The 12,277-nt window shown below is 54.9% G+C and carries 11 protein-coding genes; 9 read left to right on the forward strand and 2 right to left on the reverse strand.

From position 1 onward, the window contains the following. Positions 1–1,101: 23S rRNA (uracil(1939)-C(5))-methyltransferase RlmD (gene rlmD, locus B4113_RS14545; protein WP_235598020.1), on the forward strand; the 1,101-nt coding region annotated here is incomplete at its 5' end. A gap of 180 nt (positions 1,102–1,281) precedes the next feature. Here the strand turns inward: rlmD and B4113_RS14550 are convergent. Together B4113_RS14550 and B4113_RS14555 are read right to left on the reverse strand one after the other, a co-directional pair. Next, complete coding sequence (locus tag B4113_RS14550; protein WP_033844653.1) at positions 1,282–2,043, reverse strand: sporulation protein; 762 nt, start codon at positions 2,041–2,043, stop codon at positions 1,282–1,284. A gap of 381 nt (positions 2,044–2,424) precedes the next feature. Further along, positions 2,425–3,591, reverse strand: coding sequence for a Gfo/Idh/MocA family protein (locus B4113_RS14555; RefSeq protein WP_033844652.1), 1,167 nt, complete (start codon positions 3,589–3,591; stop codon positions 2,425–2,427). A gap of 290 nt (positions 3,592–3,881) precedes the next feature. On the opposite strand from B4113_RS14555, the gene B4113_RS14560 reads away from it, so the two are divergent. The 8 genes from B4113_RS14560 to B4113_RS14595 all read left to right on the forward strand — a co-directional run. Continuing rightward, positions 3,882–4,925: an NDP-sugar synthase gene (locus tag B4113_RS14560; protein WP_033844651.1), complete on the forward strand. Its 1,044-nt coding sequence runs from the start codon at positions 3,882–3,884 to the stop codon at positions 4,923–4,925. After that, positions 4,922–6,109: a glycosyltransferase family 4 protein gene (locus B4113_RS14565; protein WP_033844650.1), complete on the forward strand. Its 1,188-nt coding sequence runs from the start codon at positions 4,922–4,924 to the stop codon at positions 6,107–6,109. The genes B4113_RS14560 and B4113_RS14565 overlap by 4 nt, the downstream gene beginning before the upstream one ends. After that, a complete protein-coding gene (locus B4113_RS14570) occupies positions 6,090–7,205 on the forward strand; it encodes a hypothetical protein (RefSeq protein ID WP_033844647.1) in 1,116 nt (371 codons plus the stop codon). Before B4113_RS14565 ends, B4113_RS14570 begins: the two co-directional genes overlap by 20 nt. Next, positions 7,156–8,562: a phosphomannomutase/phosphoglucomutase gene (locus tag B4113_RS14575; protein ID WP_033844646.1), complete on the forward strand. Its 1,407-nt coding sequence runs from the start codon at positions 7,156–7,158 to the stop codon at positions 8,560–8,562. The genes B4113_RS14570 and B4113_RS14575 overlap by 50 nt, the downstream gene beginning before the upstream one ends. 227 nt (positions 8,563–8,789) lie before the next feature. Beyond that, a complete protein-coding gene (locus B4113_RS21070) occupies positions 8,790–10,433 on the forward strand; it encodes a helix-turn-helix transcriptional regulator (protein ID WP_033844644.1) in 1,644 nt (547 codons plus the stop codon). Positions 10,434–10,679: 246 nt separating this feature from the next. After that, entirely contained in the window at positions 10,680–11,081 is a 402-nt protein-coding gene (locus B4113_RS14585; protein WP_033844643.1) for an ATP-binding protein, read from the forward strand. A gap of 21 nt (positions 11,082–11,102) precedes the next feature. Then, positions 11,103–11,435: an STAS domain-containing protein gene (locus B4113_RS14590; protein ID WP_033018122.1), complete on the forward strand. Its 333-nt coding sequence runs from the start codon at positions 11,103–11,105 to the stop codon at positions 11,433–11,435. Positions 11,436–11,441: 6 nt separating this feature from the next. After that, positions 11,442–12,277: PAS domain-containing protein (locus B4113_RS14595; RefSeq protein WP_153017165.1), on the forward strand; the 836-nt coding region annotated here is incomplete at its 3' end.

Here is a 12,277-nt window from a genome sequence, read left to right on the forward strand (position 1 = left end):
TATGAAGGGCAGCTGCGCCATAAAACGGAGCATGTGAAGGCGCTTTTGGAGCAGCACGGATTTGACCCGAACGTTGTCCGCGGGACGATCGGAATGGAACATCCGTGGCATTACCGCAATAAAATGGAGTTTACGTTTTCTCCGGAAGGGTTGCTTGGACTGCATGAGCACGGGAACTTCCGGCAAGTCATTTCGTTGGAGACATGCCTCATTGCCGGCGAGAAGATCGTCAAAGCGGCCATGGAGGTGGCGCGTTGGGCGCGCGACCATCGTCTGCCTGGGTATCATAAGGATACGCATGAAGGGCTGCTTCGCCATCTCATGGTGCGCGAGTCGTTTGCGACCGGGGAAGTCATGGTGGCGCTTTTCGCGACCGAGGCACCGGAAGGGGATCTACAAGAAGCGGCAGCCGATTTGACGGAGCGGATCACGAAGGCGCTCCCGGAAGTGAAAAGCTTGCTTTGGCTGGAAAACCGGGCGTGGGCCGACCGCACTCAGGCCGAACAAACCCATGTGTTGGCTGGCCGTGATTTCATTTATGACGAGTTGTGCGGGTTTCGCTACCGTCTGTGGTTTGACACGTTTTTCCAAACAAACCCGGTGCAAGCGGCCAAATTGGTCGAGCAGGCGTTGGAGATGGGAAATCCGCAGCCGCACGAAAAAATGATCGACCTCTTTTGCGGGGTTGGCACGTTTTCTTTGCCGTTTGCCAAGCGGGTCAAGGCGTTAGCCGGCATTGAAATTGTGGAAACATCAATCGAATCGGCGAAACGCAATGCGAAAGACAACGGCATCGACAACACGTACTTTTTGGCGCGGGACGCCCGGCGCGGCATCGATGAGGTGCTCGAACAGTTCGGACGGCCGGAGCTGTTGCTTTTGGATCCTCCGCGTTCAGGGGCAGGCGGGAAGGTGATGCGCAAAATCGGCCGGGCGCAGCCGGAGCGGGTCGTTTACGTCTCGTGCAACCCAGAAACGTTGGCAGCAGATATGGCCGAATTGGTTCCATTTGGTTATACATTGAAAATCGTCCAGCCGGTCGATTTATTCCCGCATACCGCGCATGTCGAGTGTTGTGCGTTGCTGGTGAAGTCATCGTAAGGAAAGACTTGTTCCTTTGGCCGGAGGGAATCGAATTTTGCTGAACTGCTTCATTCATCGGGAGCTGAACCAAAAGGCTGTCTGTCTTTCAGTTGAGCACAACATATAGTGCGGCAAAAACGGATGGTTCGTATGATGAAGGAGGGCGTCCCGATCCTTGTGGGACACCCTCCTTGTGGTTCAGCTATATCGATGAATGGCATTGGCCAGCAATTGCGGCAGCGAGGCGAGATCGTTCGGCCCGTAGGTGAAGCGGACGAGCGTTTCGTCCATATCGAGCGCCTCGGCGAGCAATCCGGCGAATCCGCGCGCTTTGCGGTCGATTTCCAAAATGGTTTCCACTCCGTGCTCGGACACAAAGAAGATGGCTTCCAATTCGTCAAGGCGGCCCCGAAACGCTCCGCTTGCCGGGCGAAACTCGAACTCTTGGACAAACGGCAGCCGCCGCTGCCAATGGCGCGGCGCTTGTTCGCACTGCACATGGTGGAGGCGGAATCCAAGCTGACGGGCGGCTTCAAGAAACGCTGTGACGAGCGGATGCGGTTCGATGGTGAGGTAGTCCCGGTCTTGCGGATCCAGTGCCATTTGAATATCCAAGCCGGTTTGCAGCCACACTTTGGAAGAGCCGAGCGTCACCGGTGTGTCATAGGGCAAGGTGAATCGGAACGGGATCGTTTTTGTTTCGTTCGGTCCAATTGTCAACGAGTCAGACACTTTGTGTCGGGCGAGCACAGCTTTTTCTTCGAATTTGTGATCGTCGACTTCGCGAATATACGTCGTCACTAACGCTAGATCAATTTTATCAATGTGCTGCTCCACGCTGCCGCCGCGAATTTCGACGACGCCTTCGACTGTTTCCCCTTGAGCGTATTGCGCTTTGGCAAGCTTCGTGTCGACCGTGGCAGATCCGATGCCGATGGAACTTAACAGTTTTTTGAACAATGAGTTCGCCTCCTTGTCATCGATTTCAGTTGAGAATACGGAGCGTCCAGTGAAAAAGTTTCGTCCTTTCAAAAAAAGAGGGAACGGCACTGTTCCGTTTGGCTTCACAACAGCGGAAAGCGTCTTCTTGTCCTGTTTAGATTGCAGCAAGGAAAACGGTTTGATTTAAAGCTTCACAACAGCAGAAAGCGTCTTCTTGTCCCCCGACCGTATGGTTTGGCAAACCCGTATAGCTCTTTAGTCAAGTTGGCCAGCGGCGAGGCGATGACGCATTCGTCATGTTTGAAGGAGCTCCACTGTTTTGGAAAACAAAGCGGTGTTTCAAACGAAAAAGCCTGTTGGCGGTTGCTTTGCAGCCCCAACAGGCTTGTTTTGTGCTGCTTAGCGGGCAGACGATGATGTTTCTGCGGCGGTGCACGCTTCGGCTAGGGCGAGGTCGGCAATGGCGTCCTGCAGCGTGACAAGACCGCGCTCATTCGGATTTTCGATCAAGCGGCAAAAGTCAAGAAAGCGCGCTTGGGCGATCGCTTCGTACCACCCGTGGCGGTCCGAGAGCACCACGGTGCGTTCGTACGGGATGCGTGGGGCGTCTGACCGTGGAACCGACGGCAACAGGCGGTCGGCCGCTTGCCTGATTTGTTCGATGGCGCGGGAGGACGGTTGTTTCGGAATGGCATCGAGCAAAGCGTCCATATGCGCCGCCTCATCGGTTGAGACGAGGCCGGAGACGGATAGCTGCATTGGGATCCAGCCGTCAAGCGTGATGCGTCCGCGCGTCGTATGAACGTCCCAATGCGTCGACTCCGGAGCGGCTGGGTCCATCGTAAAGCCGTGGTAATAATGGACGGGGAGGCGTCGTCCGTTGCCTTCATGAATGATCGTGGCACCGACGCGCGGCCGTGTGCCGTCCGAATCCGTTAAGGCGAACCCTCGCGCTTCAGCTGCTTCGCCGAACCAGTCACGTCCAACTTCAAAAAAGTGAACGCCGTGCTCGATCAGGATGCCTCCGCTTCGCCGTTCGTCCCAAAACCAATGGCCTTCGGCGACGCGATGGGCGGCGTTGTGAAGGCTTGCGTAGTCCACCGCTCCGAGAAGCGCGCGGTGGATGAGTTGCTTGACAGTTTCACTGAGCGGGTGGTAGCGAAGAACGAGATTGACGGCCAACGCCCGGTTTTGGCGGGCGGCGAGCTGGCTGTTTGCCCGCAGCGCCTCGGCGGTGAGGCCGCCTGGCTTTTCAAGCAACACATGTTTTCCTTCCTCAAGCGCCCGCTTGGCCAGCGGCGCGTGCAAATGCGGTGGGGTGGTGAGAATGACGATATCAACGTGTGGGTCAACGATCAATTCTTCTGCCTCGCGGTATTCGCGCACATCGCCCGCCTGCGGCTGACGGCGGCGATAGGCGGCGATCACGCGCTGGCGCTTGGCGTCCGTCCGCCCAGCGACGGCGAAAAGATGAAAGGAAGGAAGCGAAGCGAGCGCGCCGGCGAGAAACTCAGCGAATGCGCCGGCACCGACAATGCCAACATGGTAACGGAAAGATGAAATCATGGCGTATTCTCCTCCTCCCTCACATATATATAGCATTAACGATACTCATTATACCGCAAAGAAAAAGAAGAACGAGAAAATGAAAGCTTCTAAACTTATAAGCGTCCATTCTTCATCGACGTCATTCGACAATCATTTCGCTTGCATCGAAGGAGGAATATTATGTATATTATTATTAGCAACCATCACAGCCGAGTGCTAGCAATCTATGAACAACTTTCATTTTCTCGTTCATCCGTCAAAAGCGTGTCTATTTTTGTGAAAAAAATAGTATTGGAGGGATGACGACAATGAAAGCATTGTTGCTGGCAGGAGGATTAGGTACACGTCTTCGTCCATTGACGGAAAACATCCCCAAACCGATGGCCCCAATTGCGAACCGGCCATGGCTTGAACACCTCATCGTTCATCTTCGCGACCAAGGAGTCAACGAATTTGTCATCGCCGCACATCATTGTTCAGACGTGATCCGTCGCTATTTCGAAGATGGGAAGCGCTGGAATGTGAAGATTACATACGCGCTTGAACCGTTCCCGCTCGGAACGGCTGGAGCGATCAAAAACGCCGAACGTTGGCTGAAGGAACGGTTTCTTGTGTTTAACGCCGATATCGTGCATTTGCCGCAATTGATCCCGTTGCTTGATTTCCATCGTCAACATGGCGGTTTGGCGACGATTGTCTTAACGGAAGTAGACGATCCTTCTTCCTATGGGGTAGTCGAACAGAACGATCGCGGGCAAATTTTACGCTTTGTCGAAAAGCCGCGCCGTGAGGAAGCCCCATCGAACCGGATCAACGCCGGCATGTATATTTTCGAGCCGGACGTAATGCGCTATATCCCGGCTGAGCGGGAAGTGTCGATCGAGCGGGAAACGTTCCCGCTGCTGATCGAGAAGAATGTCGGTGTATACGGCATCGTCAGCAACGGATACTGGCGCGATATGGGGACGCCGGCCCGCTATCGCCAAGTGCATTGGGATGCGTTGAGCCGGGAATTTCCGATTCCGCTCAAAGGACGTGAAATTCAACCGGGCGTGTTTGTTGGGGAAAACGTGGAGATTGGGGCTGGTGTCTTGTTTGTGCCGCCTGTGCTCATCGGTGATCACGTGAAAATCGGTCCGCAGGCCGTCATTGGCCCGAATGCGGTCATCGGCGATCGTTGTCAAATTGGCGCCCGCGTCCATTGCGCGCAAACGATCGTTTGGGACCGCTCTGTCATTCGTGACCGCAGCCGTTTGCAAAACAGCATTTTCGGCTATCGGACGGTGACGCCGGCGGGCGAAGTGTTTGAAGATTCGATTATTAATCAGTTCAAGGAGGCGGTGCAAGCATGATTCAAATCGCCTATGTCAGCACGTACCCGCCGCGGCGGTGCGGGCTGGCGACGTTTACGGAACATTTGCGCCAAAGTATTGATGGCGTCCGCGGTCCGTCCGACGGTGACCGCATCATCGTGTTGTACAACGAAAGCGATGGCGATGACGCCTATCGCCACCACCCAATGTATTGGCCGCTTCCGGCGCAAAACCGCGCGGCGTATGCCGAGATGGCCAAACGAGTGAATGAAAGCGACAGCGACGTCGTTTTATTGCAGCATGAGTTCGGTATTTTCGGCGGCGAGGCGGGCGAATACATTCTTGATTTCATCGCCGCGCTCCATAAGCCGCTCGTAACGACGTTTCATACGGTGTTTGCCGAGCCTGAGCCGCCGTATCGCCCGATTCAAGAGAAAATCGCGACAGCAAGCGATGCGATCATCGTCATGAACCGGCAGGCGATCCCCTACTTAGTGAAGGCGTTCGGTCTGCCAAAGGAGAAAATCGTCTACATTCCGCACGGCGCTCCGGGTCCAAGCAGTGAGGACCGCGATTCGCTGCGCCGTCGCCTCGGATTCAGTGGCCGCAAAGTGATGCTGACGTTTGGCTTGCTCAGCCGCGGCAAAGGCATTGAGTCGGTCTTGGCCGCATTGCCGGGCGTTGTTCGCAAGGTGCCGGAAGCGCTGTATGTCATCGCTGGACAGACGCACCCCGAAGTGAAAAAGAGGGAAGGAGAAGCCTATCGCGAGGAGTTGAAATCGCTCATTCACCGTTTGGGGCTTGAGCGCCACGTCCGTATGGAAGATCGGTATTTCAGCGAAGCGGAATTGATTGATTATTTGACGGCATGCGATCTATACGTCACCCCGTACCCGGGCATGCAACAAATTACAAGCGGCACGCTTGCCTATGCGGTCGGCGTCGGTCGTCCGGTCGTTTCGACGCCGTATGAGCATGCGCGCGATTTGTTGCAAGGTTGTGAAGAGCTGTTGTTGCCATATGGCGATACAACTGTCTGGGAAGAGCGGCTCGGGCAGCTGTTGGCCGACGAGGCGGCGTTAAAGCGCTGGGAGGAAAAGATGCGCCAAATCGGGGCAAACACGCATTGGCCGCGCGTCGGCGAACAGCATGTCGCCTTGTTTGCGCGCATGTGCGCCGCGAAACGTGGGGAGGTGAAGACCGTTGGCATCGTCAGTCATTAAGTTCGATCATCTCGAGCGCATGACTGACGACACCGGGTTGCTCGAGCACAGCTTAGGCCGCATTCCTCGCCGCCGCGAAGGGTATTCGACCGATGACAATGCTCGGGCGATATGGGTGTGTTTGGAATGGCTCGCCCTGTGTCAAGACACAAAAACAAACGAGCGGCTCTATCGCCTGCTTGATCGCTATTTGGCGTTTTTGCTTTGGGCGCAAAATGAGGATGGCACGTTCCATAACAACTTTTTCTTTGATCGGACAAAGGAGGAAGAAACCCCATCGGATGACTGCTTTGGTCGCTCGTTTTGGGCGGCGGCCATGGCGTACGTCCGCCTTCGTGATCCGGCGCGGCGCGAGGCGGCGGCTGAGATGTTGCGGCGAGCTATACCGGCGGCATGGGAGCTTCGGTCGTTGCGAGGCTCGGCTTGGGGGTTGGCGGCTTGCGGGGTGTTGCTGACGGAAGGCCGCCCTCCAGGCGTCGATGAGCAGGAAGCGGCCGCGTTGGCGGCACGATTCGAAGAGCGGCTCCTATCAGCGTACGCAAGCAACGCTGATGCCCGCTGGCGATGGTATGAATCGGAGCTGACGTACGCCAACGGGGTGCTGCCGTGGGCGCTTTGGACGGCGTATCGGCGCGCGCCGCGCCATGAGGTACGGGAAGTGGCGGAAAAAAGTCTTGCTTTCCTTATTGACAACATGAGCGGACCGGGAGGGGTCATCCGGCCGATCGGCAACCGCGGTTGGTGCAATCGCCGTTATCGCGCCGATTGGGACCAGCAGCCGCTTGATGTGATGAAGCTCGCTTTGGCGGCGCGCGAAGCGTATTGGGCAACGGACGACGAGCAGTATCGCAGCGTCGTCTGCCGCTGCCTTGCCTGGTTTTACGGGGAAAACGATGGCAAGGCGCCGCTGGCCGATCCGAGCGACGGCAGCTGTTGTGACGGGCTTGGTCCGAACGGTCCGAACCCGAATCGGGGGGCGGAGTCCACACTATCGTACTTGTTGACCGCAGCGATCGCACAATCCATTTCCGTGGAGGTGGCTGTTGATGAACTCGTTCACTACAAAACCGTTCGCATGGCCGGCGCACGTGTTTAAAGAGTACGATATTCGCGGACGAGCCGGCGAGGAGCTCGATGAGTCGTTCGCGTATTGGCTCGGACGGGCTTTTGCCGATATGATGCAAAAGGAAGGGGAGAAAAAGGCGGTTGCTGCCCATGACAACCGTCTGTCATCCCCTAGGCTGCATCGAGCGCTTAAAGACGGGCTGCTCGATGGCGGCTGCGATGTTGTCGATATCGGGCTTTCGACGACACCGATGTTTTACTACAGCTTATATTACACGAACATCCCCTGCGGCATGATCGTCACCGCCAGCCATAACCCGGGCGATGAGAATGGATTTAAAATCGCCATGGGAAAAACGACGATTTACGGCGAACGTATTCAGGCGCTCCGCCAAGCGATGGAGCGGCTCAGTCAAGAACAGCCGCAACTAGCGGCGCGCGGGCGCGAGGAGACGTTCGATCTTGTTCCGGCGTATGCTAGCATGCTCAAAGAGAAGATTCAGCTTGGCCCCCGCAAGTTGAAGGTGGTCGTTGACTGCGGCAATGGCACTCCGTCGATCATTGCGCCGCAAGTGCTCAAAGAGTGGGGATGCGATGTCATCCCGCTTTACTGCGAATCCGATCCGACGTTCCCGAACCATCATCCGGATCCGGTCGTACCGGAAAACTTGACGGATTTGATTGAAACGGTGCGCAAAGAGAACGCGGATCTCGGCATCGCCTTTGATGGCGATGGCGACCGAATCGGAGTCGTTGATGAAACAGGAACCATTCGCTGGGGCGATCAGCTGATGGTGCTGTTCTGGCGCGAGATTCTCAAGCGCCATCCGGGAGCGGCGGCGCCGGTTGAAGTGAAATGTTCCCAAGCGCTCGTGGAGGAAATTGAGCGGCTCGGCGGAAAGCCGTTCTTCCATCGGACGGGCCACTCGCATGTGAAGGCGACGCTGCGTCGCCGTCCAGACATCCCGTTTGCTGGCGAAATGTCTGGCCATTTGTTCTTTAATGATGAGTTTTACGGCTATGACGACGCTTTGTACGCCGCCGGGCGGCTGCTTCGCTTGTTGTCGAATGACGAACGTCCGCTGTCTGAGTGGTTTGCTGATGTGCCGCGGTACGTGGCGACGCCGGAGACGCGCGTGGCTTGCCCAGAAGAGAAGAAAACAGATGCCATTGCCGCGGTGAAACAGCGATTCGCTGGCCGCTATCCGGTTGTGGATGTGGATGGCGCTCGCATCCAGTTTCCGGAAGGCTGGGGATTGGTGCGGCCATCAAACACGCAGCCCATCCTTGTCTTGCGCGCCGAGGCGAAGACGAAGGAGGCATTGGCCGAGATCAAGTGTGAACTTGCCAATAGTTTGCGGCCGTTTGGATTGCGGGTGGATTGGTAAATTTTTGGGGTGCTAAGGGTGTTTTTATTTAGAAGAAGGTTTGAAGCCGCTCACGCGTCCTTCCGTCTGAAGGGGGAATAGTTGTTCCGGCGCTGGCCGCCCGGTTTCTGCGGGCACGGCGCCGGTTTGTTTTTGTCGCTCCGATCAATCCTTGGGCTTGATTTCTTGCAAATGGTTTGTCCATAATATATTGAAGAATAAAAAAGTGGTGTAGGAGAGTTGAAGGCGTGGCGATTCGTGAACTGTTGCAATATGTCCAAGATGCGTATGCGGCCTTGACCCAACTGAGCATGATCATCGTTGACGATGACGGCAATCCTGTCACAAAAGTGTCCAACTTGACCGAGCTGGCCGAGCTCGTTTTATTTGTCGCCCAAAAGGAGGGGACGACGTTTTTTTGTCCGCGGGAATTATCGATTGAAAGTTGGCAGCGGCCGATTTTGGCGCCGGTCGGTTGCCTAGGGATGAAAAGCATCCTCGCTCCTATCTTTGTCGAGGGCAAGGCGGAGTATTGGGTTTGGTCTGGGGTGTTGATCGAAGAGGAAACGAAGTGGCTCGTTCGCGAGCAATCGATGGTTGATGACAAATGGGCGGCAGTGATTGCCCAAGCGGCCGTTCTGCCTGCCGGTGCGGTGGAGGCGAAGCTTCGGGACATTGAGCGAATGGCGGCCATATGTGGAGAACTGATCCGCGGCGAGCGCTGCAAACAGCGGTATCACGCGTATGGGAAACCTCTGGAGGCGGCGTTGGCCGACCATCCTCTTGCGTATGATGCCGGTCGGCTGTTGGCGCGCCTGCAAGAGTTGGATCCGCGGCTCGATGTCGCGCTATATATTGAAAGGCGTCCGCAGGCATGCGTCGTGGTGGCAGCCAACGGGGAGAAGGCTGAACGATTAAAAGGAAGGACCATTGATCCGCTGTTTCCGCCATTGGTGGCTTGGGATGAGCCATTTCACCCTATTTATTTCCAAGAAGCCGCCCTTGATCCGCGCTTTTCTTTTTTCGTCCGCCATGACATTCGCCCCAAGATGCTGATCGCTTATCCGGCGGTGTATGAACAGACGCTGGAAGGATGGGCCGTTGTCGCTAGTGAGACGGCTCTTTCGCCCGCGGAGGAATTGTTGCCGCTTGGCCATATGCTCGTCCAACATTGGCTGCTGCTGACGAGATGTGCGGAAGCGAGCGCGAAAACTGACCGCCATTTGATGCGGCTGTCGATGTTAATGGAAATTGGCCGAGCGATGCGCGTAGTGCAAAATGAGGAAGAAATCGTGCGGATGATGGTCGAATTCGCGGTTGACCTTGCGTATGGTGAGTTTGTTTGTGCCGTCTGGTGTTGTGACGATAGGACGACGGTGATTCATGAAGGGGCGCTTACGGCTTCGGCGGCATCCGGCTACCGGGAGGAGGTGCGCCGGCGCTACGGACGCGGTGAGAAAGCGAAAAATCAAGCGCCGACCCTCGTTCCGATCGGGGACAAGACCGTGATGGAAGTGCCGTTTTTTGTCCGCGACCGTCATTATGGCGTGCTCGCTGTTCATATCAGACAGCCGGCCGAGGCGAAAGAAGCCGAAGTCTACATAGCGGCGCTGGCCGCCATCGGAGCGTTAATGATGCAAGGCGCCGTTTACCAAGATGACGAAGGAATCATCGATATTGATATGTTGTCCGAACAGTTGACCGCGCGGGAGATGGATGTGCTTGAGCTCCTCATTCAAGGATGCAGCAACCGCGAAATTTCTGAACGGCTATTTATTAGCGTCCATACTGTTAAAAACCATATTACGAACATTTTCCAGAAAATTGGCGTCAATGATCGGTCGCAGCTGATCGCTCTAGTGTACCAATTAAACCACCGACGGCGCCGTTAGGGGGACATCATTGGGCAGACGATGCCATGATGTCCTTTTTTATCATGTAGGAAATTGGAACGAGACCCATTTTGTATTATAATGTGAGTATAGTAAACAGGAACTATTCTAGTATCTAGAGGAAAGAGTAAGGAAATCAAATGACCCTTTGAATCTATTTCCCCAAAGTATGCCGTGCTGTATAGTGAGGGAAGTGCATATTGCCATGGCTGCACGTACAAAGTGCATAAAGATAGGGGAATGTCAATGAAACATACGATCATGATCCGAACGATGACGATCATGAAGCCGGCTGATATTTTAAAAGCGATGGAAGTGACAGAAGAGCTGGCCGAGCGGATGGGATTTTTGCCTTATGATTGCCTTTTTCTCCGTTTAGCGACGGAGGAGGCGTGCATGAACGCCTATGAATACTGTCAAAAGGTCCAGAAACTTCCGTTTAGGGTGTTTTGGAAAATCGATGAGGGACAGTTAATGATTGTGGTCAAACAACAAGGAGGATGCTTTTCCATCACGAATCATGACACTGTCAACACAGGGCCGCGTGGCAGAGGGCTACAGCTGATCGCCCATATTGTTGACGATGTGTACGTAAAGCAGGAAGGGAACAACGTTTTGTTTTGTATGTGCAAATGCAAAAAAAAATGAGTGGCCATTGGAGGAAGCAGGATGGAGACGAAACAAGGAGCAATTTGCACGCTGACATGGACGGAGGATATTACACTAAACAATGTTGAATCGTTCCGCCAAGCGCTTGAAACCTTGTTGAATGAACAGGCCGACTATCTCGTTGTCAACATGGAGAAAGTCAACTACATTAACAGCGCCGGGCTCGGTGCGATCGCTGACAGCGTGATGACGGCCAGAGCTTGTCAGAAGGAACTGGTGATTGCCGGTGTCAAAGGGTCGCTTGCTGAGATTTTCCATATTGTTAAATTTTCTTCGTTTATCAAACTATTTGCCACAGAGAAGGAAGCGCTTGATTATTTCGTCGGAGAATGACGTTCTATGGTGGATGGGTTTTGGGAAAGTGTGCAATGGAATGACAGTTTGGCGTGGCGTGAGCTGCTCGCCAATCTAGAAAAAATGAATGTGCTCTTTGGACCGCGGGATTATGTGTATTGGCTGGCCGCTCCGGAAAAGAAGCAGCTTTTGTTTATTTCAGCCTCATGTGAGCGGCTCTATGGACTGCCGCCGGAAGCGTTTTATAACGATCGGGACATCTGGGAGAAAGTGGCCCATCCGGACGACCGAATCAAGGCGAAAGACAAATGGCGGCTTCTTTCGCAGATGGGGGAGAACGCTCAAACGTACCGCATCATCAACCAACGGGACGGCTCGGTGCGCTGGGTGGCTGAACAAACGGTCCCCGTGTTGGCGCGCACGAAGGGGGTCAAGCTGGTCAGCGGCGTTGTCGTGGAGATTACGGAAGCGAAACGGAATGAGGACGAGCGCCAGCTGGCTGAACACGTGTATGAAGCCATCGAGCAGGCGATGCTCGTGACCGATGGACAATTTACCGTCCGGCTTGTCAACCCGGCGTTCACCAAAATGACCGGCCATGGGGTGGAAATTATCGGCCAGCCGTTGCACATGCTGTATGCCGGCTATTATGATGCGTGGTTTTATGAGGTGGTCAAGGCCGAGAATGAAGAAAGGGGGGAGTGGAGAGGGAGGGTGTGTTGGCGGCGAAAGCAAGGATCGCCATGCGTGAGGCAAACGATGGTAAAAGCCGTTCGCGATCGCGCGGGGGAGATTGTTTTTTATTTGTTCCTCCCTCTAGAAATGTTGATTTATCAAGGCTTTTCGGCCCCTCAGGGGTGTCCAAAAAATATTTTTCGACA

This window comes from Geobacillus sp. B4113_201601 (genome assembly GCF_001587475.1).
Classification (GTDB): Bacteria; Bacillota; Bacilli; order Bacillales; family Anoxybacillaceae; genus Geobacillus; species Geobacillus icigianus.

What these genes read in the sequence shown, in the direction of transcription:
- B4113_RS14555 (WP_033844652.1), bottom strand. Translation starts at nt 3,591, where the DNA reads ATGATTTCATCTTTCCGTTACCATGTTGGCATTGTCGGTGCCGGCGCA.
- B4113_RS14560 (WP_033844651.1), top strand. Translation starts at nt 3,882, where the DNA reads ATGAAAGCATTGTTGCTGGCAGGAGGATTAGGTACACGTCTTCGTCCA.
- B4113_RS14565 (WP_033844650.1), top strand. Translation starts at nt 4,922, where the DNA reads ATGATTCAAATCGCCTATGTCAGCACGTACCCGCCGCGGCGGTGCGGG.
- B4113_RS14575 (WP_033844646.1), top strand. Translation starts at nt 7,156, where the DNA reads ATGAACTCGTTCACTACAAAACCGTTCGCATGGCCGGCGCACGTGTTT.
- B4113_RS14585 (WP_033844643.1), top strand. Translation starts at nt 10,680, where the DNA reads ATGAAACATACGATCATGATCCGAACGATGACGATCATGAAGCCGGCT.
- B4113_RS14590 (WP_033018122.1), top strand. Translation starts at nt 11,103, where the DNA reads ATGGAGACGAAACAAGGAGCAATTTGCACGCTGACATGGACGGAGGAT.